The organism is Synergistaceae bacterium DZ-S4, assembly GCA_025943965.1.
Lineage (GTDB): Bacteria > Synergistota > Synergistia > Synergistales > Synergistaceae > Caenicola > Caenicola nitritireducens.
This window is the reverse complement of sequence record JAPCWD010000001.1, coordinates 1-25,243: the sequence shown is the minus strand read 5'-3', so window position 1 is coordinate 25,243 and position 25,243 is coordinate 1. Positions and strand designations below refer to the sequence as shown.

Annotated in this window: 23 protein-coding genes; 7 read left to right on the top strand and 16 right to left on the bottom strand. The window is 47.0% G+C overall.

What is annotated here, in order from left to right:
- Window positions 1–106 precede the first annotated feature (106 nt).
- Both pfp and OLM33_00110 read left to right on the top strand, forming a co-directional pair.
- Window positions 107–1,375: a diphosphate--fructose-6-phosphate 1-phosphotransferase gene (pfp, locus tag OLM33_00115; GenBank protein ID MCW1712076.1), complete on the top strand. Its 1,269-nt coding sequence runs from the start codon at window positions 107–109 to the stop codon at window positions 1,373–1,375.
- Window positions 1,376–1,567: 192 nt separating this feature from the next.
- Window positions 1,568–2,926 (top strand): OFA family MFS transporter, encoded by a 1,359-nt coding sequence (locus OLM33_00110; GenBank protein ID MCW1712075.1) that lies wholly within the window; start codon window positions 1,568–1,570, stop codon window positions 2,924–2,926.
- Window positions 2,927–3,181: 255 nt separating this feature from the next.
- On the opposite strand, the gene hydG is transcribed toward OLM33_00110, so the two are convergent.
- Window positions 3,182–4,609, bottom strand: a complete 1,428-nt coding sequence (gene hydG, locus OLM33_00105; GenBank protein ID MCW1712074.1) for a [FeFe] hydrogenase H-cluster radical SAM maturase HydG — start codon at window positions 4,607–4,609, stop codon at window positions 3,182–3,184.
- Window positions 4,610–5,338: 729 nt separating this feature from the next.
- On the opposite strand from hydG, the gene rsgA reads away from it, so the two are divergent.
- Window positions 5,339–6,403: a ribosome small subunit-dependent GTPase A gene (gene rsgA / locus OLM33_00100; GenBank protein ID MCW1712073.1), complete on the top strand. Its 1,065-nt coding sequence runs from the start codon at window positions 5,339–5,341 to the stop codon at window positions 6,401–6,403.
- A 111-nt stretch (window positions 6,404–6,514) separates the two neighbouring features.
- On the opposite strand, the gene OLM33_00095 is transcribed toward rsgA, so the two are convergent.
- The 9 genes from OLM33_00095 to OLM33_00055 form a co-directional block, all read right to left on the bottom strand.
- Window positions 6,515–7,108: a DJ-1/PfpI family protein gene (locus OLM33_00095; GenBank protein MCW1712072.1), complete on the bottom strand. Its 594-nt coding sequence runs from the start codon at window positions 7,106–7,108 to the stop codon at window positions 6,515–6,517.
- Window positions 7,109–7,392: 284 nt separating this feature from the next.
- Window positions 7,393–8,463, bottom strand: a complete 1,071-nt coding sequence (locus OLM33_00090; protein MCW1712071.1) for an ABC transporter permease — start codon at window positions 8,461–8,463, stop codon at window positions 7,393–7,395.
- Window positions 8,464–8,494: 31 nt separating this feature from the next.
- The gene (locus tag OLM33_00085; protein MCW1712070.1) at window positions 8,495–9,628 is read right to left on the bottom strand and encodes an ABC transporter permease; all 1,134 of its coding nucleotides are present in this window, start codon (window positions 9,626–9,628) and stop codon (window positions 8,495–8,497) included.
- A complete protein-coding gene (locus OLM33_00080; GenBank protein MCW1712069.1) occupies window positions 9,625–10,581 on the bottom strand; it encodes an ABC transporter ATP-binding protein in 957 nt (318 codons plus the stop codon). Before OLM33_00080 ends, OLM33_00085 begins: the two co-directional genes overlap by 4 nt.
- Window positions 10,578–11,522 carry an ABC transporter ATP-binding protein gene (locus OLM33_00075; GenBank protein MCW1712068.1) on the bottom strand — a complete coding sequence of 315 codons (945 nt, stop codon included), beginning with the start codon at window positions 11,520–11,522 and terminating at the stop codon, window positions 10,578–10,580. Before OLM33_00075 ends, OLM33_00080 begins: the two co-directional genes overlap by 4 nt.
- The gene (locus OLM33_00070; GenBank protein MCW1712067.1) at window positions 11,515–12,519 is read right to left on the bottom strand and encodes an efflux RND transporter periplasmic adaptor subunit; all 1,005 of its coding nucleotides are present in this window, start codon (window positions 12,517–12,519) and stop codon (window positions 11,515–11,517) included. Before OLM33_00070 ends, OLM33_00075 begins: the two co-directional genes overlap by 8 nt.
- Complete coding sequence (locus OLM33_00065) at window positions 12,519–13,958, bottom strand: TolC family protein (protein ID MCW1712066.1); 1,440 nt, start codon at window positions 13,956–13,958, stop codon at window positions 12,519–12,521. Before OLM33_00065 ends, OLM33_00070 begins: the two co-directional genes overlap by 1 nt.
- Window positions 13,939–14,556 carry a TetR/AcrR family transcriptional regulator gene (locus OLM33_00060; protein MCW1712065.1) on the bottom strand — a complete coding sequence of 206 codons (618 nt, stop codon included), beginning with the start codon at window positions 14,554–14,556 and terminating at the stop codon, window positions 13,939–13,941. The genes OLM33_00065 and OLM33_00060 overlap by 20 nt, the downstream gene beginning before the upstream one ends.
- Window positions 14,557–14,662: 106 nt before the next feature.
- On the bottom strand, window positions 14,663–14,911 hold the full coding sequence (locus tag OLM33_00055; GenBank protein MCW1712064.1) for an EamA family transporter: 249 nt from the start codon (window positions 14,909–14,911) through the stop codon (window positions 14,663–14,665).
- Between the two features lie 373 nt (window positions 14,912–15,284).
- Between OLM33_00055 and OLM33_00050 the strand changes: the two genes are divergently transcribed.
- The 3 genes from OLM33_00050 to OLM33_00040 all read left to right on the top strand — a co-directional run bounded on the left by OLM33_00050 (window position 15,285) and on the right by OLM33_00040 (window position 18,105).
- Window positions 15,285–15,602 (top strand): carboxymuconolactone decarboxylase family protein, encoded by a 318-nt coding sequence (locus OLM33_00050; protein MCW1712063.1) that lies wholly within the window; start codon window positions 15,285–15,287, stop codon window positions 15,600–15,602.
- A gap of 257 nt (window positions 15,603–15,859) precedes the next feature.
- Entirely contained in the window at window positions 15,860–17,194 is a 1,335-nt protein-coding gene (locus OLM33_00045) for an ATP-binding protein (GenBank protein ID MCW1712062.1), read from the top strand.
- A 119-nt stretch (window positions 17,195–17,313) separates the two neighbouring features.
- Window positions 17,314–18,105 carry an SEC-C metal-binding domain-containing protein gene (locus tag OLM33_00040; GenBank protein MCW1712061.1) on the top strand — a complete coding sequence of 264 codons (792 nt, stop codon included), beginning with the start codon at window positions 17,314–17,316 and terminating at the stop codon, window positions 18,103–18,105.
- 61 nt (window positions 18,106–18,166) lie between these two features.
- On the opposite strand, the gene OLM33_00035 is transcribed toward OLM33_00040, so the two are convergent.
- Both OLM33_00035 and OLM33_00030 read right to left on the bottom strand, forming a co-directional pair.
- Window positions 18,167–18,589 (bottom strand): DUF2000 domain-containing protein, encoded by a 423-nt coding sequence (locus OLM33_00035; GenBank protein ID MCW1712060.1) that lies wholly within the window; start codon window positions 18,587–18,589, stop codon window positions 18,167–18,169.
- 52 nt (window positions 18,590–18,641) lie between these two features.
- Window positions 18,642–19,460, bottom strand: coding sequence for an AraC family transcriptional regulator (locus tag OLM33_00030; protein MCW1712059.1), 819 nt, complete (start codon window positions 19,458–19,460; stop codon window positions 18,642–18,644).
- 240 nt (window positions 19,461–19,700) lie between these two features.
- Between OLM33_00030 and OLM33_00025 the strand changes: the two genes are divergently transcribed.
- Window positions 19,701–20,240: a nitroreductase family protein gene (locus OLM33_00025; GenBank protein MCW1712058.1), complete on the top strand. Its 540-nt coding sequence runs from the start codon at window positions 19,701–19,703 to the stop codon at window positions 20,238–20,240.
- Window positions 20,241–20,247: 7 nt separating this feature from the next.
- Here the strand turns inward: OLM33_00025 and OLM33_00020 are convergent, their stop codons facing one another.
- From OLM33_00020 to yfcC, 4 genes are all read right to left on the bottom strand, one after another.
- Window positions 20,248–20,916, bottom strand: a complete 669-nt coding sequence (locus OLM33_00020) for a hypothetical protein (GenBank protein MCW1712057.1) — start codon at window positions 20,914–20,916, stop codon at window positions 20,248–20,250.
- A 63-nt stretch (window positions 20,917–20,979) separates the two neighbouring features.
- Complete coding sequence (locus OLM33_00015; protein ID MCW1712056.1) at window positions 20,980–21,576, bottom strand: hypothetical protein; 597 nt, start codon at window positions 21,574–21,576, stop codon at window positions 20,980–20,982.
- 360 nt (window positions 21,577–21,936) lie between these two features.
- On the bottom strand, window positions 21,937–23,127 hold the full coding sequence (gene iadA, locus OLM33_00010) for a beta-aspartyl-peptidase (protein ID MCW1712055.1): 1,191 nt from the start codon (window positions 23,125–23,127) through the stop codon (window positions 21,937–21,939).
- Window positions 23,128–23,164: 37 nt separating this feature from the next.
- Window positions 23,165–24,907: a putative basic amino acid antiporter YfcC gene (gene yfcC / locus OLM33_00005; protein MCW1712054.1), complete on the bottom strand. Its 1,743-nt coding sequence runs from the start codon at window positions 24,905–24,907 to the stop codon at window positions 23,165–23,167.
- Window positions 24,908–25,243: the final 336 nt, after the last annotated feature.

The following is a 25,243-nucleotide window of genomic DNA, read 5'->3' as shown; positions in this document are numbered from 1 at the left end:
CCTGCCTTGTGTAAATCGTCTCGTCATATATAGAGATCAGAATGAGATTGACTCGTTTTGCCGCTCAGACAGGAAACAGGCAGGAAAGAGGAAGGGGAGTTGCCATATGACCGAGATCACACAGAAAACGCTTGCTATAGTATGCGGGGGCGGACCAGCTCCGGGGATAAACAGCGTTATAAGTTCCGCAGTCATCGAAGCAAAAAAATCAGGCTGGGATGTTTATGGAGTCTATGACGGTTTCTCGGGTCTTGCAAAGGGAGAGAAAAATGTCGTACCGCTCACGATAGAAATGGTCAGCCGTATACACTCGGACGGCGGCAGCGTGATACGCACCTCAAGGTACAACCCGACCAAAAAAGAGGAAGACCTCCGCAGGGTGGTCGATGCGCTGATAGAGCTCAGTGTCACTCATCTTATAACTATAGGCGGTGACGATACGGCCTACACGGCTTCATGTGTTGCGGATTACGCAATGAACAAGCGGGGGCTTACCATAAGCTTTGTCCACATACCGAAAACAATAGACAATGACCTGCCGCTGCCTGAAGGTATCCCGACATTTGGCTTTGAGACAGCAAGGTCGCTGGGCACACAGCTAGTATCCAACCTCATGGAAGATGCCAAGACGACCGGACGCTGGTTCATAGCAGTAGCAATGGGCAGAACGGCCGGACATCTTGCGCTTGGCATCGGCAAGAGCGCCGGCGCAACAGTCACTGTCATACCGGAAGAGTTCTTGGGCAAGGAGCATATCCCCATGTCGCTGATAGTTGATATCCTTACAGGGGCGATCATAAAAAGGCTTGCCTCAGAAAGGAAATACGGAGTTGCAGTAGTTGCGGAGGGATTGCTTGAGAGGATAAGGGAAGAAGATCTTGAGGCTCTCAGCTGCATAGAGCATGATGACCACGGACATGTCCGCTATGCAGAGATCAGCTTTTCAAGCGTGCTCAAGCGGGAAGTCCAGGCAAACCTTGCAACGCTGGGAATAAAGATGGACATAACCAACAAGGAGATAGGGTACGAAGTACGCTGCGCCCCGCCGAATGCCTTCGACATCGAGTACACCAGAAACCTTGGATTTGCGGCGATAGAGTTCCTCAAGGAGGGCGGCACAAATGCCATGGTTTCAATACAGAATAACATGATAGTCCCGATACCTTTCGACGACATAAAAGACCCGGAAACGGGCAAGACCCTTGTTAGAAGGGTCAACACGAAATCCATCCAGTACAGGATAGCAAGACAGTACATGATAAGGCTCGAGAAGAAGGATTTTGAGCCCGGGCTTGAGTTTGTACAGCTTGCGGTCGCAGCGCATATGTCCCCCGAGGAATTCCGGGATAAGTTCGAGTATGTGACCAGATACTGACCGATCCTTTATTAGCTGTGATCAAAAATAGATGCGTGAGTTGTTTGCTCTGGTTATAAACAATTTCGCGCATTTTTCTGTATTTCGTGCGGCAGATCAAATCGATGATTTGAATATTTTTATTGTGTAATTCCAAAATTTCTGTACAATATCTCTCATTACTCTTAAAAAGAGATAAAGGGAGAGAACTTGATGCCTCAGACAGAAAAAACATTTCCACGATGGATCCCGCTGCTGGGAGGACTTCTCGGCAGTACCACCTGCGGATTGCTTCTTTATGCCTTCAGCGTATTCATCCGTCCCCTCCAGGCACAATTCGGATGGAGCGTACCCGACGTTGCGATGGCCTACGCTCTTATATGCCTGATATTTGGCCTGATGACCTTTCCTGCCGGACGCCTCAGCGACAAATACGGATCGAGGAACGTCGTCCTTGTGGGGGGAGTTATTATGGCTTTCGGCTTTTTCATGGTCTCTACGATAACTCCTCCGGATCCTGCTCTGATAGCCGCAGGCGGTGAGGCGGCAAAAGCTGCAGGCAAGAAGCCGCTCTACCTCCTCTACCTTTACTACGGGGTCATCGCGGGCTTCGGAGGCGGATGCGTCTACCTTCCTCCCATTGCCACGGCTCCAAAGTGGTGGCCTGACAGGAGGGCGCTTGCAACAGGTTTCACTGTCGTGGGACTGGGCCTGGGTTCTTTTATAATGGCTCCGATGGCTACGGGTATGATAAACCATTTTGGAAGCGCGCTGCCCGTATTCAAATATGTTGGAATAGCGATGGGAATAATGGTAGTGATGGCAGCCCTATGTCTCAAAGAACCCCCGAAAGGCTACAGGCCGGCGGGCTGGACTCCTCCCATGCCCTCTTCTTCCGGAGGAACGATCCAGTGCTGCAGGGACTACACCTATGAAGAGACAAAAAAGACACCGCAGTTCTGGCTTCTCTGGGTAGCTTACTTCTGCGGATCATTTGCCGGCCTCATGGTCATCGGCCTGATCGCCAAGCACGGCATAGATGCCATGACCCTTGTTTACAAGGCAAAAGAGGGCCTTGACGCGGCAACCGTCATACCCGAAGATATCGCAAAAGGCATAGCGATGTCTGCCTCGCTGGCTCCCAGTACTCTTGCTGTTTTCAACGCTGCAGTCCGTATTATGGTAGGCCCGCTCGCCGACAGGATGGGGACCAAGAAGATATTCACCGTTCTCTTTGCGCTCCAGACAGTTGCGATGCTTATGCTTTTCCCGGCGGGCAAAACAGCGGCTCTACTTGCCGCATGTGCAGGCCTGATCGGCTGGAACTACGGCGCGATGTTCACGCTCTTCCCGGCGACTTTGCTCCAGTACTACGGTCCGACTAACCAGGGCTCCAATTACGGACTGCTCTTTACCGCATGGGGCATCGCCGGCTTCTGTGGTCCCTACTTCGGCGGCAAACTCCAGGCCATGACCGGTTCATTCTTTGTACCATTCATCGTCTCTGCAGCGGTCCTGGCAATATCAGTGGTTATTCTGGGTATACTCAAGCCCCCCGCTAAGCTGGTGTAATTGGGGCATCTCGCGGCGCTGACTTAGCAACATTTGCGGACCCTCGCTTCGACGTATTGATATACGCCTTCGCGAGGGTCCGCTGCATGTTGCGTCGTCATCATCCACGATCTGCCCCAATTACGAGAATTAATGTTAAAACATTAAAACAGACTTGACTTAGCAAGGCTTGCGGACCCGCGCTTCAACATATTTCCAATACGTTGTCGCGGGCACCCTTTCCCACTGCGGCTGAAAACGGGGAGTCGGGAAAGGCTAGAAGAAGAGGTCCTGCTCGCCCTGTTCCAGTTTCTTAAGGCGCTCCTTTGTCAGCTCTTTTACCTTGTCGCTTGGGATCTCCTCTATCTCTTTTTCTATTACGGCTTCCCCGACCTCTTTCAGCTTATCCGAACCGTAACCGATGAGGTACTCCTTGAAAGTAAGGAGGGCGTTGGGCTGGCATATGTTTTTTATCTGTCCCGATTTTGCAAGGGACATGAATCGGTCTCCGGTGCGGCCCTGTCTGTAGCATGCGGTGCAGTAGCTCGGGATGTATCCGTCCTCGCAGAGCCAGGTAAGCACCTCGTCAGGGGTCCTTTCGTCTGAAACTTTGAACTGCGCCGTATTTTCACATTTGGGGTGGGCGATGTCCTTGTGGTATCCGCCTATGCCTGTGCATGAACCGGCGCTGACCTGCGATATTCCCAGTTCAAGGGCCCTTCTGCGGGTTTCAGCTGTTTCTCTGGTTGAGAGGATCATTCCCGTATATGGGGTCGAGACCCTGATGACGGCAATTATCCTGAGGAATTGTTCATCGGTGGGGAGATAGGGGAATTTCTCAAGATCAACGCCCTCAGCCTCTCTCATCCTGGGGACTGAGATAGTGTGAGGACCGACACCGAACATCTTTTCCATATGTTCGGCCATCATGAGCTGTGCTGTTACTTCATACTTATAGTCATACAGTCCGTAAAGTACTCCGGTGCCGACATCGTCGATACCGCCCTGCTGAGCTCTGTGCAGTGCTGTAGTGTGCCAGTCATAATTGCTTTTTGGGCCTACGGGATGCATTTTAGCATAGGTCGGTCTGTGGAAAGTCTCCTGGAAGAGGATGAAGGTGCCTATGTCTGCAGCCTTGAGTTTCCGGTATTCCTCAACAGTTGTTGCTGCAATATTTACGTTTATCCTGCGGATGGACTCGCCCCTGCTGTTCTTGTATGCATAGACGCGCTTCATGCATTCGATTATATAGTCAAGGGGCGAGTTGACCGGATCCTCTCCGGATTCCATGGCTATTCTCTTGTGACCGAGGGCGAGGATGGCATCGGCCTCCTGATCGATCTCCTCCATTGTCAGTTTTTTCCTGTGCATGAAGGGGTTGTCCTTGTGGAAGCCGCAGTATTCGCATCCGTTGATACAGAAGTTTGAAACATAGAGGGGGGCAAAGAGAACTATGCGCCTGCCGTATATCTTTTCCTTGATCTCTTTTGCCAGAGAATAGAGCTCCGCTTCAAGTTCGGGGTCTGTTATCTCAAGAAGCACCGCTGCTTCCCTGTGGGTAAGGCCTTTGCATGTCCCCGCCTTTTCGAGGATAGAGCGGACATAGTTCTTGTCCTTCACAAGTTCTTTTGCCTCTTCAAGTGTTGCAAGTATTTCCGCATCATCGATAAATGATGCGTCGTGGAACTCCTTTGGGTCGTACATTTCGATTTCCTCCTTTTTTGTCACAGCCTATATGCGGGAGGGTGCAGGAAAAGAGGCTGACAATAAAAAAGCCTTCGCGAAAATCACGAAAGGCCCGTCAGGAAAATACCGAAAACCCAAAGCGGCCCTCTCCTCCTCCCCGAATCATCAGGGAGACAGATGGTTTCCATCACTGTCCCTTTCCCCTGCGCCGGATGGTTCCGAAGCAGCAGACTATAGACTGTGAATTATATCACGAACATTATACAGGATTTATTCGAAAATCAATATAAATTAGGCCGCATTTAACACATTATTATCACTAAAGATCAGTTAAATTTTTCATAAACCGACTTTTAGCATTTGGATTTACAAGAAAAATGACGAAAAACTAACCCAGACCATGGATCCCCGATCTCGGAATGCACTCGAAATGGTTCGAGCACTAAGGTCAATTTAAAGGGTTTCCCTCACGGAAAACGGTGCTCTCCCGATCTCGGAACGCACTCGAAATGGTTCGAACACTAAGGTCAATTTAAAAGGTTTTCCTCACGGAAAACGGTGCTCTCCCGATCAAGGCCCATACCGGGATGACGGGACAGGCGGATCCTATTATTTCCAACGGATTTGCTATCGATTCCCAATCGATCACCCATTGATCCCCGATTCATGATTTTCAATAAGTTATATAATTGCACATGTCACATAGACTTGAGGAAAGCCAGTGAGAATGAGATGCATTACCCAAATTTGAAAAAGTATGGATTTAGTGAGCGTTTTCAACAGGAGGCCTCGTTTTATGAGGGGCTTTATCCTTCCCGGATCTCCGAACAGCACCGCTACATCTATAAAGTCATAAGCGAAGATGGGGAACTTCAGGCGGAAGTATCGGGAAAACTCCACTATGCTGCTGAAGGTACGATGGATTTCCCTGCCGTGGGCGACTGGGTAATGATAGACAGGACTGAAAAATGTTCGGGGAACGCAGTGATCAGAAATATTCTCAAGCGCAGGAGTTATTTTGCCCGCAGGGCGGCAGGGACCAAAGAGGATGTACAGATCGTTGCGGCAAACGTAGACACGATATTTATCTGTATGTCGCTCAATACAGACTTTAACCTGCGGCGCCTTGAGAGGTACATGTCCATCGCTTGGGACAGCATGGCCACTCCTGTTATAGTCCTCACTAAATCTGACCTCTGCGATGACCTTGAAGATAAGATACGGGAGGTCTCCTCAGTAAGTACCGGTGCTGACATCATAATATGCTCTTGTGCTGAAGAAAGAGGGATCGATGCGGTATATCCTTACATTGAAGAGGGAAAGACAATTGCCTTCATAGGCTCTTCGGGGGTAGGAAAATCGACGCTCATCAACCGCTTGATGGGAAGGGATGTCCTTGCCACAAAAGAGATCCGGGAGTCCGATGACAGGGGAAGGCATACTACGACACACCGCCAGCTGCTTTTGCTGCCTGGGGGCGGGATAGTTATCGATACGCCAGGGATGAGGGAGCTGCACCTCTACGGTGGGAACCTTGAAAAGTCTTTTGAAGATATCATTGAACTGGCTCAAAAATGCAGATACAAGGACTGTACCCACACTACGGAACCGGCCTGCGCTGTAAGAAAAGCGATAGAGGAAAACGAGCTTTCTGAGGAACGCTTCCAAAATTACCTCAAGCTTCAGAGGGAAGTAGCTTATGAAGGTCTCAATTCACGCCAACTTGAAAAGGAAAAGATCAACAGGATGTTTGGCAGCAAGGGAGAGATGAAAAGGCTGATGCGGGAGGTAAAAGAAAATAAGAAAAGGTGACCGGCGGGAGTTAACACCGCCGGTTTTCATAACTGTTTCACCCTCGTTTTAAGCAGTTGGTTTTCGCAATATATCTTACGATCGCTCAGCTACTGCTCAGCAATCGCTAAGCTAATGGTTTTTAGGCGCTGCCTTTCCGTACTCCATATATTCCATCGTCTTTTCGGCGACCTTTTCTCCGTAGAGTTTTTTCACTATGTGGAGCGAGAGATCGATCCCCGCGGAGATCCCGCCCGAGGTCATTATCTTTCCGTTGTCGACGAAACGTTTCGTGTGGTCGATGGTGACCCCCGTAGCCAGCTTCTTAACGTCGTCTATGACCGAGTGGTGAGTCGTGGCCTCAAGTCCGTCAAGGAGCCCAAGTACAGCCGGGATCCTCGCCCCCGAACAGACTGTGGCCATTACATCTGCCGATGCCTGTGTCCTTTCTATCCATTCCATGACCTTTTTCTTCTTTATCTCAGCCTTTGTACCCTCTCCGCCCGGGATGATCAGAATGTCTATCTTAGGATGGTTGCTGAAGCTGTAATCGGGGATGACGATAAGCCCGTTGACGGATTTGATCGCGCCTCCATCCTCGGAAATGGTGAATACCTTGAAGGGCTTGTGGTCGTTAAGTTCCGCCGTGGTTGAAAAGACCTCGTAGGGGCCGGCGAAGTCCAGAAGCTCGACTTTGTTAAACAAATAAATTCCAACGTTTTTCATTTGTTTTATCCTCGTCTTTCTATAAATACTTGAATCAAATCGTCTTTTTAGCATATAAGAGACGATCAGGCCGCTTTCGATCCATAAACTACACCCTAATCCATATTTGGGCAAGGTTGTGCCCATATTTTCACTTAAATTCCACTTAAGTGTCATGTGGGAAATACTGTCTTTTGTTTCGAGGCCCCGTATTTAATTCAAAGCTTCTGAAGAACCGATCTTTTAAGCGATAAATTGTGTTCGGCGAGATTGTTTTTTACTGACCAATAATTAACCTAAATGTTTCAGTCTATCGTTTTCTTGAACCTTGATACGCTGAAGGTCAGAAAGAGTATCCCCAGTGCTGCAAGGGCGGCCATTTGCTGCCAAAGTTCAGCCAATCCTGTTCCCTTAAGGAATATTCCCCTTATTATCACGAGAAAGTACCTTAGCGGATTAATTGTAGTGATCCACTGGACCGGTTCGGGCATATTGGAAATCGGAAACATAAACCCTGAGAGGAGGACAGCCGGGAAGTAGAAAAAGAAGGATGACATCAGGGCTTCCTGTTGGGTTTTCGATATCGTGGAGATCAAAAGGCCTATGCCTATGCAGGACATCAGGAAGAGAGCTGCAGAAATGAGCAGCAGCGGCATGCTTCCCCTGATGGGGATATCGAACCACTTCATGCCGACAAAGCTTACGACGATGACATCAATAAAGCAGATGGCAGCGAAGGGGAGGGATTTGCCCAGTATAAACTCAATTGACCGCATTGGGGTAACCATGAGCTGTTCCATCGTTCCGATTTCCTTTTCCCTCACTATTGCCATTGATGTCAAAAGCAGCGATGTCATCAGGAGTATGATCGCTATGACCCCCGGAACATTGTAGTTTCTGCTTTTCAGGTCCGGGTTGTACCATGCTCTGCCCTGAACATTAACGAGATCCCGGCTCTTTTTTCCTATTCCGAAGTCGGATATTATGCGTTGCGCATAGTTCATGGCAAGTGTTCCGTCATTGGAATTTGTTCCGTCAACGAGTATCTGAACAACGGGTTTTTTCCCATTGAGCAGATCCTTGGCAAAACCCTCTTTTATGTTGATTCCGACGACAGCTTTTCCTTGATCAAGATATTCCGTCATAGTTCCGTCATTGTCAGGGTATGAAATTACCCTGAATATTCCTGACGAGGTAAAGCTCTCGATAAGCTGCCGGCTTTGCACGCTTCTGTCGCTGTCTGTTACGGCCGTCTTGATAAGGTTGACATCTGTCGTAACAGCGTATCCGAATATCAGAAGCTGGATCACGGGAAGCACAAAGATCATCGCCTTCATGCGCGGATCCCTCAGGACCTGTATAAATTCTTTTATCATAAGGCGTAAAATCCTTTCTCCCATGACCGGCCTACCCCATGTTCTTTTTGAATTTTTTTATTGCTGCAGTAAGTACGATCGCTGCAAATGCACAGAGAAAAAGTATTTCTTTTATCAAAACCAAAGGATGGTTCCCTTTGAGAAAAATATCTTTCAGAATGGTGACAAAATAACGGGACTGAACTGCATATGTAATTTTCTGTATGAATACCGGCATGTTTTCAATGGAATAGAGGAATCCCGACAGCATAAATGCCGGCAGAAGGGTGAGTACGAATGCCGCCTGGCTTGCTACAAGCTGTGATTTGGCGGCCGTTGAAATGAGGATCCCGAGACTGAGCCCACCGACCAGAAACAGCGACGATACAACAAGCAGGAAAATGAAGCTGCCCCTGAGCGGTACTCCGAAGATCCAGACACCCACAGCTACTGAGATCAAAACATCGATCATTCCGATAAGGAAATATGGCGTAATCTTTCCCAGAAAAAGCTCCACCGGATGTATAGGAGTGGATAGAAGCTGTTCCATAGTGCCCTGTTCCCATTCTCTGGAAACAGTCAGCGATGTCAGAAGCGCGCTTATCACACCCATTATGATCGCTATCAGGCCGGGAATGATGAACCAGCGGCTTTTGAGTTCCGGATTGTACCAGACGCGAAGCCTGAGGTCGATCTGCCCCGAGGGATCCTTTGCACCTTTCGACTGAGAATATCTGGAAGTAATGGCCTCAGTATAACCCATCGCTATTGAGGTAGTGTTGGCATCGCTGCCATCGTAAACGGCCTGTATGTCAACAGGTTCTCCTCTCTTAACTGATCCTCCGAACCCTTCGGGAACAACGAGTACCATATGGGCGATATTTCTGTCTATAAGGCGGTCTGTTTCTTTCGTGCTTTCAACTGTACCGACGATGTCAAAATAGCCTGAAGCCCGGAATCTTTCTACAAGTCCCCTGCTTTCGGCTGTCTTATCCAGGTCATAAACGCCCATGTTGATACTCTTGATATCCAGGGTTATACCGTAACCGAAAATAAAAAGAAGGATCACAGGCATTAGGAACGCCATTGCCAGGCTTCTGGTATCCCTGAATATGTGTATGAACTCTTTTTTAATGACCGCCGTCAGCCTGCGCGGAGATACCCTTCCCTTTCTCCCATACTTCATCTAATTGTTCCCCCTGACGATATGTCCTCTTTTTCTATCAGGTGTACGAATACATCTTCGAGTGAGGGTCTGGCCCGGTCCATCGAATAGATCCCAAAACCTTTTTCAGTGAGGTATTTTTTGATCTTTTCATCATCAGAAGTCCCCTTTTCAACAGTTAAATGAAGCCCGTCGCCGAAAATAGCGGCAGCCTTGACCAGTCCGGAATTTTCAAGTATTTCCAGTGCTTCGAACGGGTCATTCAGAGAAAGCTCGATCAGCCCCGAAGGGATAGACTCTTCCCTGATCGAAGACGGGGTACCCTTAGCAATTATCTTCCCTTTGTATATGAGGGCAAGCTCGTCACAGTATTCCGCCTCTTCCATGTAGTGTGTGGTAACAAATACAGTAGTCCCTCCGCTTGCTATATCTGAAATAAGATTCCAGAAACGCCTTCTCGATATAGGGTCAACTCCTGAAGTTGGTTCATCCAGAAATACTATGGGAGGCTGATGTATAAGTGCACATCCGAGCGCCAGCCGCTGCTTCCATCCTCCGGCAAGAGAGCGGGTCATGCGGGAAATGTGTTCAGTAAGATCTGACATCTCAAGTATCCAGGACTTTCTTTCGGATCTGATGGATTTGGGTACCCTATAAATCCCAGCATAGAAATCTATGTTTTCTTCAACGGTCAGGTCGTCATAAAGAGAGAATTTTTGAGACATGTAGCCTATCTTTTCTTTGATTTCCTCCGTGCCTTTCAGGATATCGGATCCCGCGACCGTTCCCTCTCCCGAGGTTGGGAGCAGAAGGCCGCACAGCATTTTTATCGTTGTCGATTTCCCGGCACCGTTTGGTCCGAGAAAACCGAAGATCCTGCCTTTAAGGACTTTCAGTTCAATATGGTCAACTGCAGTGAAGTTTCCAAAGACTCTTGTCAGTCCCTTTACGTTAACTGCGAAAATTTCACTCATTGCACATCAACCCTCATCGCCCGGCTAACGAAGACATCTTCGAGAGTCGGCTGGGCCTCTTTTATCGTGAGATCATCAAGACCCATTATTTTTATTTCGTCTTTGATCTTTTCTACAGAAGAGTTCTCAGGAAGCCTGAATCTTATTACGCCGGAAACCAGATCAGAACTTAATTTTCCGTATCTCTCCCTCAATTCACGAAGTGTTTTCACAGAATCTGCGGAGAGGATCTCCAAAATAGTTCCTGATATAGTTTTTTTAAGCGCCCGGGGGTTGTCACACATTGTCAGCCGCCCCTCCTGAATCATTCCTACGCGCCCGCATCTTTCCGCTTCATCCAGATATGATGTCGAAACGAAAACGGTCACTCCCTCTTTGACCATCTCGTGTAGAATCTTCCAGAAATCCCTTCTGGAGACCGGATCGACTCCATTTGTCGGTTCATCCAGCAGAAGCACACTGGGCCTGTGCACCAGTGAACAGGCCAGCCCCAGTTTTTGTTTCATCCCGCCTGACAGGTCCCTGGCTTTCCTGTTTTTGAATGGCGTAAGGTTACTGAAGCCGAGAAGCCTCTCTTCCTCTGCCGTCCTTTCCTTTTCCGATATTTCATAAAGATCTCCGTAGAATCTCAGGTTTTCCAGTACGGTAAGGTCTCCGTAAAGTCCGAACCTCTGCGACATATACCCGATCCTTATCTTCACCTTTTCGGGGTCTGATACGACGGAGTGTCCGTCTATTACTATGTCTCCCTCGGAAGGGATCAGGACTCCGGCCGCCATCCGCATTACAGTCGTCTTTCCAGCACCGTCGGGTCCCACCAGTCCGAAGATCTCACCTCTGCCGACAGAAAGATCGACCTGCCGGACGGCCCAGAAGCTGCCGAAAGCTCTGCCGAGACCTGTTATTTCGATGGACCTTCCCTTGGTTTTGTTGTCATTCATGTTTAAGGTCTATGTTTACGTCAGCGGGCATTCCCGGCTTGAGCAGTCCTTCTGACGTTTCAGCTGTAACTTCCACGGCAAAGACAAGCTTCACCCTCTCTTCCGCCGTCTGAACAGTCTTGGGGGTAAATTCAGCTTCAGGTGAAATGAAAGTCACAGAAGCAGCAAATTTTTTATCCGGAAAGGAATCAACTGTAATGTCAGCTTTCTGACCCAGCATGACCCTTCCTATCCTGTATTCGGGAATGTATACCTTGACTCGGGGTCTTTCAAGGCTTGTCAGTGTAAGCACCGGTTTTCCCATAGATATCATCTCTCCGGGTTCTGCATAAACTTTTGAGACTACTCCGTCCATAGGACTTTTCAGTATGTGGTTGGATACTATTACCTCTGCTGCCTGCATTGCGGCTTCAGACTCTTTAAGCTGATTCGCGGCGGTATCTATGCTTTTCTCTCTGAATCCCGAACGGAGAAGCTCAAGCTTTTTCTGAGCTGCGTTAAGCTGAGAAGCGGCGACTTCGGCTGCTGTAATGTCCCGGTCCAGCCTCTGTCTGCTTATCGCCCCGCCGCTGAAAAGCTTTTCAGATCTTTCTGCTTCATTTTTCAGGTTATTCCAGTTCGACCTGAACTGAGCTGCCTGAGCTTCGGCCTCTGCTATCTCCTGGCTTCTGTAGCCGCTGCTGAGATCTTTTAACCTCGAACGTGCGGTTTCGACTGCGGCGGCGTTCTGACGAAGCCTTGCCTCGGCCTCTCTCTTGTCCAGTTCCGCGATAAGTTCGCCACGGTGTACAGTGTCGCCCTCATTGACCTTCCGATCCTTCAAGATGCCGTTCGCCAAAAATGACATGTCTGCCTCCGTTGTTTCTATCGTTCCTGAGGCGAATATTTTATCAGGATCTTCCCCTTTCTCTTTTAAAAAGAGAGTGTATGCCGCAAGAAGAGCTGCAGCGGCGATTATGATCAAAGGTATTATTTTTTTATCAATTTTCTTTTCCATTACCTCACGACCTCATCTTTCTCTGACTTTTTTTCATTGTTGGTCTTATCAGGGGAAAATCGCATCATTTCAGGGGAAAGTCTCCCAAGCAGTCTCAAAACATTAGCTTCGGAAGCGATCTTCTCATAGTAAGCTTTGCTGAGGCTGGCATCCGCTGACCATAGTCCCGATTCGGCACTCAGCAGATCGGTGATCGTGCTTTCCCCTGTTTCATATCTGAGCTGTTCTATCCTAAATGCCTCTCTTGCCTCTTTGAGCTGTATGGAAGCCGTTTCGATCTTCGATACCGCTTCCTTCAGGGATCCGGAGGCCTCTCTTGCATCGTTGAGAGTCTGGTTTCGCGTCTGTTCCAAATCAAACCTTGCTTTTTCAATATCTAGCAAAGATTTTTTTAACCTGTTTTTACTGACATACCCGTCCCACATTTTTATAGTTACCTGAAGTCCGGCCTGCCAGTCGTCATATACTTCCGAACCTCCTCCAATACTGCCTGTACCTCTGCCGAAGAAAGATATCTGAGGCATGGTCTCTCCCTTGATAGCTTCTGATCTGGCATAGTAGGCTTCCGTGAGAAGAGAGGATTTTTTGACAGCATGGCTGCTCTCAAGGACGTCGCTTTTTTCAATTTTATCCAATTCATCCGGTCGAGCATCGAAAGGTATGGCCGCAACGGATCCAATGGGAAATTCGTTTCCGGTAAGTGTGCCCAACAGAGAGAGCGCGTCTTTTTCAGCCTGGTCAAGGACAATGTGGTCATGCCTGGCCTGGGAAAGCTGAGTTTGCAGCCGGAGCAGGTCAAGTTTGGGTATACGTCCTTCGCTGAGCAGAAGCGTCAGGGATCGTTCCCTGTCTTCAAGTGCACCGATCCTCTTTTCGGATGCATCTTTCATATCCCGAAAATAGAGTGACCGAGAGAAGACGGATACCACGCTGTAGAGCAGATCTTGTCTTTGCTGCTTGTGATCTTCGGAAACTGCTTCAGATGTTTTTTGCGCCGACACTTTTTCAGCCTCCAGCTTTCCTCCCGTGTAGATAGGGATGTTCAGCTCGATCCCAAAACGAGTGATGTGCGTGTCGAGGGGTGGAAAAACTCCCGCTTCCCTTATGGGCACCACGGTAGAAGGGTACTCTGAAAGGGTGGTATTGGCCCACAGGTCGATCTTTGGCAACTTCATCCCCTCTGCGATCTTTACGTCTATGCCGCTCTTTTCTCTTTCAATATTGCTGCCTTTAAGGGCGGGGTTATTTTTTTCGGCCATTAGCATGGCTTCCCACAGTTCGACAGGTTTCGTATCTGTACCTTCCGGAACACTGGCGCACGCGTTCCCTGAAATCAGCAGGAGTGAGAGCAGCAGGATCTTGATGATCGTTATCTTTAGTCCCATAGATCTTCTTCCTTCCTTGGCATAGTGCAAAGACTTATCGTCCGTCCTTTTCATTATCTTTTCGGATCGCTCTTTCTATGTAACTCCAGGCCAACTCCGCCAAATTGCTCATGTCGATTTTGCCGTCGCTGAGGTTGGAAATAAGTCCGACATGCTGGGCGAAGCTGACCATAGAAAATGCTACAGCTTCAGACGAAATGTCGTTCATCAGATCTCCTTCTCTTATGCCTTTTTCAGCAATTTCTTTAAGCTTGTTCATGTAATTTCTAACTATAAAAATGACTTTTTTCTTCCGTTCAGGAGACCCAAAGACGGCCGCGTCAGAAAAGACAAGTTTGGGTATACCCGGATTTTTTCTTATAAATTCGATGTGCAGGAGAAAAAGACTCCTCAAATTCTTGCTTGCCCCGGACGATTCCATGGATATTTTCCTGACATTTTCAAAAAGAATACTATGTGTGCGGTCAAGCAGAGCGTCGATAAGGGCGTCCTTATTTTCGAAATGGCGATATAGTGCGGAAGGGACTATGCCTATGCGCTGTGCTATCTCCGATGTATTGACTCCGGCAAGCCCCTTTTCGGCGATTATTTCTAACGTTGTATCGAGTATCTGTTCCTGTCTCATTGTTGAAGTCAACCGTTTTCTTGGCATAAACAACACCTCTTAATGAAAGTGAATTCACTTTCACAAAAGTATAGTGGTCAGAAGGCTAAGATGTCAATAAGGAATAGTGTTCAAATTTCTTTCTTATTCGGTCTTATCTATTAAAAAAAAATAACCCGGCCAGGCAAAGTGCGATCCCTATTATTTGGTTGCTCGAAAGGTGCTCTTTATAGAAGATCAGGCCTATAAATATAAGAAGGATCGAAATGGCTGCGTTGGTAAGAAGAGATGCTGCACTTATGTTCCAGCCGGCGCGGTACATTTTGATGAAACCGAGCTCAATGCCAAAAACACCTACACCAAGCAGTATGCTTGTCCAGTTAAGGGATTTCATGTCCAACATGATCCCCTTGTCCTGAACGGAAAAAAGATAAAAAAAATGCTTGAGGCAGTTGCAACAAGATATGTGACAATTAACGACATGAACATATTTGCGTCGCGCGGAGTGGATTTTGAGCAAATGTGGTAAAGGGTGTTGGAGAAGATCACGATTATGACCGGTATATAGTAGTTCCACATTTTTAGATACTCTGACCTCCCGGACCGTTAAAATCTAAACCTCGGATCAGGCCTTGAAATACCCTTCTCTAGTCGTTACTATACATCACGGGAGAACAAAAATAAACTATATATTGACATACATCTATGTAATATAGTATATTTCCAAATTAAGAGAAAACACAAATAAACAATGAAGGTTGGGATGAAAAATGAGGATGCTTGAACAGTTTTTCCCTGAATTTACCCAAAAACTTGACGAGATAGATGCTATCTATAAAGAGAAGATGCCGATCGATGAAAAAACATACCAGTTTTTGTGCTTCGCCCTCTCAATAAAGGGCCGCAGCAAACCCTGTGTGCTGAAGCACTTCAAAGGCGCCCTTGAAGCCGGGGCGACGGTCGAGGAACTGAGCTATATCTTTGCGCTCACCATGAGAGAATCCGCAGGAGCTGACGACTGCTGGACCCATGATGTCATAGGAGACTGGAAGGAGATACTCGCAGGAAACATCAAATGCTCCTGTGCGGAATGACCAACAGAGGCATTTGGTTCTAACAGACCTGCATGCTATTGTAAAAACGGGGATATGCTCCCCGTTTTTTGCTTTTTCGTATAAGTGAACTGCCTAGTCCATCACACAATTTCATGCAAAAGTGTGATTTTTATCACGCTTTTATATGAAATTGTGTGATAAAATTTGACCTGACTCTGGATCAGACATATAATCCATGCAAAAGTGTGATTTATATCACACTTTTGCATGAAATTATGTGATAAGGTGTGATGCCAATGGAACGTCAAATTTTGAGTCGACTCAACCTTTGGAAAGTGAGCAGCCACAGAAAACCATTGATACTAAAAGGTGCCAGACAGGTAGGTAAGACGTGGGCTTTGAAGGAATTGGGCAGGCGCAGTTATGAAAATGTCGCCTATTTTAATTTTGAAGAGCACAGTGAATATAAACAGTTCTTTGAAAAAACCAAAGATGTTGACCGGATCCTGCAAAACCTTATGATGGCCGGCGGGTATAAGATCAACCCAGGATCGACGCTTGTAATATTTGATGAGATCCAGGAATGTCCGGATGCACTGACCGCACTTAAATATTTTTGCGAAAACGCGCCGGAGTACCATGTTGCCTGTGCGGGTTCTCTGCTTGGAATAGCCCTTTCCAAGCCGGTTTCATTTCCGGTCGGCAAAGTTGAATTCATGGAGCTCGGACCAATGACATTCACTGAATTTCTTATGGCTGACGGAGATAATAATCTCGTTGAGTATTTAGGATCGCTCGATAATTTAGAGCCGCTGCCGGATGCCTTTTTCAATCCGCTCTACGAAAAGCTTAAAATGTATTTTGTTACCGGAGGAATGCCTGAGTCAGTCTATTCATGGATCAAAGAACGTGAAACGGATCTGATAGAATCTGTTCTGTCGAACATACTTGGGTCATATGAACGTGATTTTGCAAAGCATCCCGATCCTAAGGATTTCCCCAAAATATCAATGATATGGAAGTCGATCCCTTCACAACTTTCCAGAGAAAACAAAAAGTTCATATATAAAGCTGTCAAAGAAGGTGCAAGGGCAAGGGAATACGAAGATGCGATCCAATGGCTCTCCGATGCGGCCTTGATTTACAAAGTTTACAGAAACACTGCACCCGGGCTTCCGATAATGGCATATGACGATCTTTCAGCTTTTAAAATCTATATGGGGGATGTCGGATTGCTCCGCCGACTCTCTCTCTTGTCGCCCAAAGCATTTGCCGAAGGCAGCAGGCTCTTCTCAGAGTTCAAGGGAGCACTCAGTGAGAACTATGTCCTCCAGTCATTTGTGGATCAATTTGAGGCAGTACCCCGTTATTGGGCAACAGACCATCCTCGCAATGAGGTCGATTTCATCATACAAAGAGATAACGAGATCATTCCGGTGGAAGTAAAATCCGAGAATAATGTGGAAAGCAGGAGTCTGAAACAATACAAAGAAAAATACGGAGACAAAGTATCCATACGGGTACGTCTCTCACTAAAGAACCTGAAATTTGACGGCGACCTGCTAAACATTCCTCTCTTTATGGCTGATCATGCAGATCGTCTTATTGGAATTGCAAAAGAACTTTTGTGAGCACAAGGAAGACAGTTTCACTCAAACCTTAAATGTTGCCGAAATCAACAATAAATTTGCAATCAGGATAACTTTAAATAATACCAGAGAGGAAAGAAAGGTCTTTAGGGGGGCTCATGATGGAAAGACAACAGGCAAGCGCAGGAGGGACGACCAGGAGGATCAAAAGAGATCGCAAGGAGCTGCTGTCCAGGTACGCTACGGCTTCGGTATTTCTTTACGGTGTGATAAGCGTTGACGAATTTGTCGAGGTTTTCAATCATTATGAAGATGTTAAGACAGATCCCGAAGAAGCTGTATTGGCACTCCGGAGATTAGAAAAAACAAACGACGTAGAATATTCTGTCTTTAAAGACATAATTTCCGGACCTGCCTTTCAGCCGCGTTTTATGGACTATGAAGAAAATGTGTCTTCGATTCGGCAAAGGCAAAATGGGAAACCGCGTTATTTGCCCGAAAAAGAAGAGTTTCTGCGATATGAAACGGGCGACTATACCGAACCTTTAAAACCTTATGCTGACCTGAAAGCGTATATCCTAAAAAATCGCCTGATGGAAAGGGGAGAGGGCTTAGAGGGTGTTGATGGAGATCTGATCGACCTCAAAGAAATGATACATGAAGGTTTCAATACTGTGGAGTGTTTAAAGTATTTCACGGAATCAGACTATGTGTTTGATGGAATTGATGATTTGAATAGTTTTGTTCAAGTCTTATTAGAGGTATTTAACAACACCAGAATATATGAAAACAACGGTTTCACACCCGAGGAGTTATTCAAGCGATCCGAAAGGACAAACCTTATTCCCTTTTCGGGGAAGGTTTTTGTACGCAATAAAAACCATAAGGTAGGCAGAAATGACCCCTGTCCGTGTGGAAGCGGCAAAAAGTATAAGAAATGCTGCGGGAGATGAAAAAAGTCCGATCCATCGATTTGAGTCCTCTTCGTTTTAAGCACGGGTTCTATTTAAAAGCTCATCTTAAAAGGGGCATGGAACCTGTGAGCTTGTTGACTTTTTTCCTGTCTCCGCATATTGCTAATCCAAGGTAGACGTGATCCTTTTCCGGTATCTCTGCCGCCTTGGAAATATATTCGTCGTACGTGATGCAGCCTTGTGCGACATCAGAAAAATCGACCACTGTCAGATCGTTGAATTCAGTCTTGTATAGGTTTTCTCTTAATTCTTTCAGCATTTCCCTGCTGCCCTTCAGTATGGGGACAGGTACAGTGATTATTCCAAGATGAGTTTTCTCAGAAGCGTCTGTGACATCATTCCCGACCTGTTCAGGGAAGCGTTTTCCAAGTGTCATGCCCAGGATAGCGGTAGTGTTTGCAATTACACCTGTCGGCAGCTCAGGATCTATTATCATTACACATTTTTCAACATTGCCGTTCATTCTTTAATTCTCCCTTTTCTTAAAAAACTCTTTGAATGCCAGGATCTTAACGTTACAGGTCCTTGAAAATATTCATATATTGCCTTGGTGTCAGTCCGATGAATTTCTTGAAAAAGTTTGTAAAGTGGCTCTGGTCGGTAAATCCGGTCTGCAAAGCCGCTTCTATGGGCAAAACTCCATTTTCGAGCAGCTTTTTCGCCCTGTCGATGCGAATGGTCTCGAGATAACGGTATGGAGAAATACCTCTTTGTTTTGTGAACGACCGCAGAAGGTAATACTTGCTCAAGCCTGTCAGTTCGCTCAGCTCGTCCAGTGTGATATTTTTCATGTAATTTCTTTCAAGATGGCTGCAAATGATGCCTATTTCCCTGCTCTCTTCAGGGCACGGTCTTTCCGTTTCTTTCTCACTGTGCTCCTCGATCAGCTGCTCGAGAAGAAAGAAAAAAATCTCTTCCTTTCTGAAATCCCTTTCTTCTTCCATTATTATCTTGTGAAGTTCACGAAGCAAAGGAACTTGATCACTGCGGAAGACTACAGTGGGCGAAAAGGATGGGAGATATTCTTTCCCCGTGATTTCGAAAGCCGCCTTGCACATTGTCTCAGGAGGGACATTGATGCAGCGGTAGTCGAGGGTCTTCCCGTCTGTCTGCTCACAGGTGTGATTGTCCCGGGGATTAAAAAGCAGAAGATCTCCCGGTTCCACTATGTATTCCCTGTTTTTGCACGACAGGGAGCGTTCTCCGCTTTCAATGAAGCCGATAACGTAATAGTCATGAAAGTGGTTGGGAAATTTTTGCATTATGCCCATGAAAGAATAAGCTTCTACCTTCAGTTCAGGGTCATACTTTACTGTTCTTGTTTCCTGTTGCATTTCATTTTCCTCTCTTCAAAAAAGACTGAGGTCACTTTATATGAAATCGGAACGATCTTCTTGTACGATATTGCCGTCTCTTATTTTAGTTTATTGCTCTGCCCTTACAAGCTTTTCACAGAAACTGATCCGGAGCAGTCAACCCCCATGCTTCCGGCTATCTTCACGGGTGTAAAATGTATAAATAACAGTCTGAATAAAGGTCTCGGATAAAGGATAAAAGGATAAGGTGAGAATAGAATGGATTTTTTGACGCTTGCAAAAAACAGATGCACTACTCGCGGATTTAGAGACAAAAAGATAGAAAAAGATGCGCTCAATAAGATATTGGAGGCGGGACGTGTCGCCCCAAGCGCATGCAACAGGCAGCCGCAGCGGATCATAGTTGTCGAAAAGCCTGAAAATATCAGGAAGGTAGAGAAGGCATACAAGGCCTTCGGCTCTCCCTGTGTCCTGATAGTCTGTCAGGATAAAAGCGATCAGCTGATCCGTCCCTTTGACGGAAAATGTTCGGGGGATCTTGATATCGGGATCATATGTGATCATATGATGCTGGCAGCAAGGGAGCTCAACATCGGAAGCGTCATGGTGGGACTCTTTGATCCGGTCATAATAAGAAAAGAATTCGGGATACCCGAATACATTGAGCCTACCGCTCTTTTGCTGCTTGGGTATCCCTCAGACGGATTCCTCAGTCCTGACCGGCACAGCAGAGAAAGAAAGGGCATAAGTGAAACTGTAATGTTTGAGCAGTGGAAAGACCGGTCATCCGATAATTAAAAATGGATCATATCACAGTTTTAAGCTCAAGATTTGATCCGGGAGAGAAGAGGCGCACGTAAGACTCGATATCATCCATATGAGAAATGATTTCTTTCTCATCTATCCCTGTCGGGGCGTATATCGTGTACAAAACCTGCTCCGTTTCCTCGTCTATCGAGGTCCTGCCGTCAGGTCCCCGCAAAATGCTCGAGAGAACGGACTCATCGTCAGTGATCATGATATCGCCCTGGATCGTCTTTGTCTCCCTTCCGTTCATGCAGACGTAAGACTCTTGACCTGTTGCAACTTTGAGTGAAACAGCTCCGCTGATCTTTGCGAGGTCGTGCCCCGCTGTCAGGATCATGTTTTTCATTTCAGCCATAAACATTGAATTTACGAGCCCTGAGACGCTCATGGACTTCTTCCCTTTTGCGACGGACTCGACCTGCTGGAGAACGTGGTATGTATATCCGAATTTTTTATAATATGAGACGTAAACGGACATAGGGTGGAGGGATCTGAGTTCCTGCCTCTCTATTTGGGCGTATTTCCCTCTTAGCTCCTCTTCAAGCAAAGATTTCGCCTTTTCCAGCGCCTCGCTTGTTTTTGGATTCGTAACGTTGGTAACGGCCAGAAGGCCTATACGGCAGCCGTTCGCTCTTTCATCGAGTTCATTTTTGATTTCCGGTCTCATGATCACAGCTCCCTTTGATTTTCTTCAGCATTTTCAGGCCATCTGTCTTACGGCGGGATATTTTTACTGATACGTCTTGACGACTGATTTCACAAGGACCAGCTTGCCGCCGGAATATTTGTAGACATCTTTCCTGTACTTGTTTGCACTTTCTCTGCTGCTTGAGGTAACGGTCTTCGTTTTGCTGTCGAACTCAGGCGAAGTTATGTCGTCAAGGAATTCCGCGTGGACGAACTTTCCCGATTTTTTGTCCCAAAGGAAGCAGATGTAGGGAATGTTGGGCCCGGGAGGAAGCATCGCAATGATCCTGAAGTCGTTTATCCCGTCAAAGTCCATGTCCTCAATTATTATGTCGCTCCCGGTCCCCGGTTCGGGAGAGGTCGTAGTCTCATCGCCGAAAGAGTTTACCTCCGCAATGTTTATAGTCTGGATATGCTTTTTGTTTCCTTCATGCACCTCAATATTCCTGTATCCGCCCGTGGCTGTTTCACCGAAAATCAAACCTTTAAATGTCAAAGTAAGGATGCGTTTGTCAGAGATTTCGATCTTCTTTGATATGGTGAAAGTTTTATTAACAGCCGCTAATGCGTTACCTGTAAATAGAATGGAAGCTGTTAGCAGGATCACGGTAATTAATTTTGAATTTCGGCATTTTGACATTAAAATTCCTCCTGTGAAAGAGCTTTTTCTATTATACGCGCATCTTAGGAATGTAAGGTCTATTAATACCAAAAAAATCAGACCTGATCACTCTGCTGCCTGAAGAAGAGAAGCAACTTACTGAGTCTATATCCCTTTTTGATGGACCCGCAATTGATAAAGATCCATTCAGGGAACTGTCAGAAAAATTGCTTATGTGGTCAGGCAGACTTATCAATGTCTTCGGAGACTAGTTGGAGATGAATTTGATGCCTGTGCAGATATTGTAGAAAGAGACGAGGAGCATCTGTCTCTCCCCTCGCCTCTTTCTCTCTTGCTAAGCCGTCCTTATGATGTTGGATAGCTGATCGTGTCAGGAGACTAATTGCTTACTTTTTCAAATGTCCCGAAAACCAGAGGTTTTTTGCCGCTTACCATAACTTTGCCTTTGGCGATCACAGTGTCGATGTCGATGCTGCTGTCAAGGAGACAGAGATCGGCATCCATGCCGGCCATGATCCTTCCCTTTGTCTTAAGTTTCAGGATCTTGGCAGGATTGCAGGTCAATGCCCTGATCGCCGTCTCCAGAGGAATATTCTCTCTGAAAATGCACTCTTTGATCGCTTTGATCAGGCAGCTCGACTTGCCTACTCCCAGCCCTACGTACTCCTTTTTCTCGTTGAAGATAGGAAGGCTGCCCTGACCGTCGGACGAAATCGTAAAATTATCCGGACCGACTCCCTCATCCAGCAATCTCTTTAACCCTTTGCTGAAGCGGACCTCCCCGTCGGTTTTTTCCCAGAAGTCAGGATCATCGCTCCCGGTAAAATCGATGTAGCCCCCTTCTTTGGCATAGGCCACGCATTCTTCGAAGAGCTCCTGATTCCGGTTGATGTGGGTCGGCAAAAACTGTGCCAGCGGTATCTCTGTCTCTTTAACCGCTCTCTTGATCAGGTCGATCTTTCTTCTGCCGTCCCCGAGATGGACGTTGATTATGCCTGCTTTGCCGGAAAGCATTCCTCCGACACGCGCATCCGAGACGGCCCTGACGAACTCTTCAAAAGCAGGCTGAGAAGAGCGATGGTCCGATATCGCTATCTCTCCGATGCCGATGACCTTGTCGATGACCATTATGTCCTTCATGATCTCTCCGGTTATGGTTTTTACAGGGATCCTGTATGAGCCGGTGTATATGTATGTTGTGATGCCTTCCTCTTCCAGCCCTCTTGCCTTTGCAAGCAGGGAGACCATGTCCCTTGCTGTTCCGTCAGTTCCGAGGCAGCCGACTACGGTCGTTACGCCCGCTGTTGTGAAATCGGTGAGGACTGCTTCAGGTGTCCTGGTAGAAAAACCGCCCTCTCCGCCGCCTCCCTGAATATGGGAGTGCGAATCTATGAATCCCGGGATAAGCGCTTTCCCTCCGGCATCTATCTCTGAAACTTCCACCGGGCCATTGATGTTGAATGAGACGTGTTCATCGACTGCCGCTATCTTGCTTCCGAGCAGCAGAACGTCCTTTTTGCCCAGATACTCCGGGGCGTAAACTTCTGCGTTTCTGATTATCGTGATCATTTCGACACTCACCCCCGAGATCCTTTACATATTCCGATCATTGGAAATTGATGGCAATTGCGATGATTATCGCCACTGTACCCATAAGGAAGAAGAATCCCTGCATCTTGATCTGGAATTTTGCCCAGGTCGACCAGTCTATGCGCGCGACTCCGAGAACACCGATAAGGCTTGCGGATACAGGAGTAAAAGCGTCGACAAATCCTGCTCCCATCTGATAGGCAAGTACCGCTATCTGTCTTGAGACACCCACGACATCCGAAAGCGGCGCCATGATCGGCATTGTAAGCGCTGCCTGTCCCGAGTTTGATGTGACCACGAGGTTGAAAAGGCTCTGGAAGATGTACATGCACCAGGCTGTAACGAAAGCAGGGACTCCTTTTAGGAGATTTCCTATGCTGTAGAGTATGGTGTTCAGAGCTGAGGCCACAGTCGCATCTGCACCACCGAGGACGAGGAGTATGCCTTTTGCCATTCCTACGACCACCGCGGTTCCCGCAAGGTCGGCCACCCCGCCCTGGAAGGCTGATGCCATTTCATTTATTCCCATGTTGTTAAGTTTGAAGATTACTGCGGTTACGCCTGCTGCAAGTCCCATCACGAAGAACTGAGAAGCTATCTCGGGGATGTAGTATTCCTTTTGAGTGACCCCCCAGATTATCCAAATCAGCACTGCAAGCATTTCAAGGAGAATGAGCTTGTGCCCCAGAGTGAAGCGCATCTCCTCTTCCGTCGTCTTTTCTATCTTGTCTCTGAAATAACTGTCAGAATTGTAAACGACGGAGAGTTTTGGGTCCTTCCTTATTTTCTCCGCATATAGCATCATGTAGCCTGCGGAAAGCGCCGTCACTATGCACCAGAGTATGAGCCTGAACTTTGCTCCGGATAGTACAGGTATGTCAGCGATACCCTGCGCGATCGCCACGCTGAAGGGGCTCATCCAGGAAACGGCATTTCCTACCTGCGATGCCACAAACGTCACAGTTACAGCTACGATGGAGTCATAGCCAAGTGCTATGACAAAGGGGACCATGATCATGGCGAATGGAATAACTTCCTCTGACATGCCGAATGTAGCTCCGCCGAGCGAGAAAAGGAAGAAAAGAAGAGGCAGGGCCAGCCTCTCAAGGCCCTTTGTCTTTCTGATGAAAGCATAAATTCCGGACTCTACAGCCCCGGTCTTCATAATGATGCCGAAAGCACCGCCAACCACAAGGATAAGCGCGACGATCCCGACAGCCGATCCATACTTGCTTCCGGTGACAAGTCCTTCAAATATGTAGTTAAGGAATCCGAATCCGTAAAAATCATCCGTGCCCCAAATTTTTGCAGTCTTGTGGAGCTTTTTGCTTGTGTCATAAATAGAAGTTCCATAAAGTTTGTAGAGTGCGTCGTCGTTAAGGCCAAGATCACTCAGGTCAGACTGGCTCCATTTTGCAGGATCGGTTGTGACAAACTCCTGAAGCGCTGCCTGATCGATGCCGGCCTCTTTTGCGGCATCTGCATTATCTGCAAGCTTTTTCAGTTCTGCCGAGAGATTTTCAGTGTTAAGGTTGTAGCTGTACCTGAAAGTCTCCGGCATCAGGACCGTGCGTGTCTTTGTCTCACCCGCGGCTCCCTTGTACTGGATGTCATGGACGGTGAACCTTCCTGCCGGAACTATGAATGTCAGCATCCAGCAGAAAAGCACTACAAAAAAGATGATCGCATAAGTATGTGGAGTGCGCATTTTTGTCAGTTCGTTGCCGCTTTTAAGCCCGCTGTCTTTTTTAAAAAACATCTTGATCCCTCCAATTAAATATCTCCTGCAGATGCATGCAGGATAAAAAGAGACGTTCCTCAGCCGGACTGCCGCCAATTACCAGATATTGATCATATGTTATCTTTACCTGGCGCAATATGCCTCCTTCGTAATGATATTCTATGGATCGAAGCAAAGAGTTACTCAATAAATTTTAAATAGTTAATGCTCTTTGATAAAGGTTATTAACTCAACTTTCCCACCTCAAGAATAGATGAGAAGCGAGATTTGGACCTTGAAAACTACATATAGGATCACGCGATAAAAACAAGAGGAAAGCCCCTTATGTGGTATAATTGAAATAGCGACAAATCA

Coding starts and splice junctions, on each gene's coding strand:
- pfp (MCW1712076.1), top strand. CDS start 107: ATGACCGAGATCACACAGAAAACGCTTGCTATAGTATGCGGGGGCGGA.
- OLM33_00110 (MCW1712075.1), top strand. CDS start 1,568: ATGCCTCAGACAGAAAAAACATTTCCACGATGGATCCCGCTGCTGGGA.
- hydG (MCW1712074.1), bottom strand. CDS start 4,609: ATGTACGACCCAAAGGAGTTCCACGACGCATCATTTATCGATGATGCG.
- OLM33_00095 (MCW1712072.1), bottom strand. CDS start 7,108: ATGAAAAACGTTGGAATTTATTTGTTTAACAAAGTCGAGCTTCTGGAC.
- OLM33_00090 (MCW1712071.1), bottom strand. CDS start 8,463: ATGATAAAAGAATTTATACAGGTCCTGAGGGATCCGCGCATGAAGGCG.
- OLM33_00085 (MCW1712070.1), bottom strand. CDS start 9,628: ATGAAGTATGGGAGAAAGGGAAGGGTATCTCCGCGCAGGCTGACGGCG.
- OLM33_00080 (MCW1712069.1), bottom strand. CDS start 10,581: ATGAGTGAAATTTTCGCAGTTAACGTAAAGGGACTGACAAGAGTCTTT.
- OLM33_00075 (MCW1712068.1), bottom strand. CDS start 11,522: ATGAATGACAACAAAACCAAGGGAAGGTCCATCGAAATAACAGGTCTC.
- OLM33_00070 (MCW1712067.1), bottom strand. CDS start 12,519: ATGGAAAAGAAAATTGATAAAAAAATAATACCTTTGATCATAATCGCC.
- OLM33_00065 (MCW1712066.1), bottom strand. CDS start 13,958: ATGAAAAGGACGGACGATAAGTCTTTGCACTATGCCAAGGAAGGAAGA.
- OLM33_00060 (MCW1712065.1), bottom strand. CDS start 14,556: ATGCCAAGAAAACGGTTGACTTCAACAATGAGACAGGAACAGATACTC.
- OLM33_00055 (MCW1712064.1), bottom strand. CDS start 14,911: ATGTTGGACATGAAATCCCTTAACTGGACAAGCATACTGCTTGGTGTA.
- OLM33_00050 (MCW1712063.1), top strand. CDS start 15,285: ATGCTTGAACAGTTTTTCCCTGAATTTACCCAAAAACTTGACGAGATA.
- OLM33_00045 (MCW1712062.1), top strand. CDS start 15,860: ATGGAACGTCAAATTTTGAGTCGACTCAACCTTTGGAAAGTGAGCAGC.
- OLM33_00040 (MCW1712061.1), top strand. CDS start 17,314: ATGGAAAGACAACAGGCAAGCGCAGGAGGGACGACCAGGAGGATCAAA.
- OLM33_00035 (MCW1712060.1), bottom strand. CDS start 18,589: ATGAACGGCAATGTTGAAAAATGTGTAATGATAATAGATCCTGAGCTG.
- OLM33_00030 (MCW1712059.1), bottom strand. CDS start 19,460: ATGCAACAGGAAACAAGAACAGTAAAGTATGACCCTGAACTGAAGGTA.
- OLM33_00025 (MCW1712058.1), top strand. CDS start 19,701: ATGGATTTTTTGACGCTTGCAAAAAACAGATGCACTACTCGCGGATTT.
- OLM33_00020 (MCW1712057.1), bottom strand. CDS start 20,916: ATGAGACCGGAAATCAAAAATGAACTCGATGAAAGAGCGAACGGCTGC.
- OLM33_00015 (MCW1712056.1), bottom strand. CDS start 21,576: ATGTCAAAATGCCGAAATTCAAAATTAATTACCGTGATCCTGCTAACA.
- iadA (MCW1712055.1), bottom strand. CDS start 23,127: ATGATCACGATAATCAGAAACGCAGAAGTTTACGCCCCGGAGTATCTG.
- yfcC (MCW1712054.1), bottom strand. CDS start 24,907: ATGTTTTTTAAAAAAGACAGCGGGCTTAAAAGCGGCAACGAACTGACA.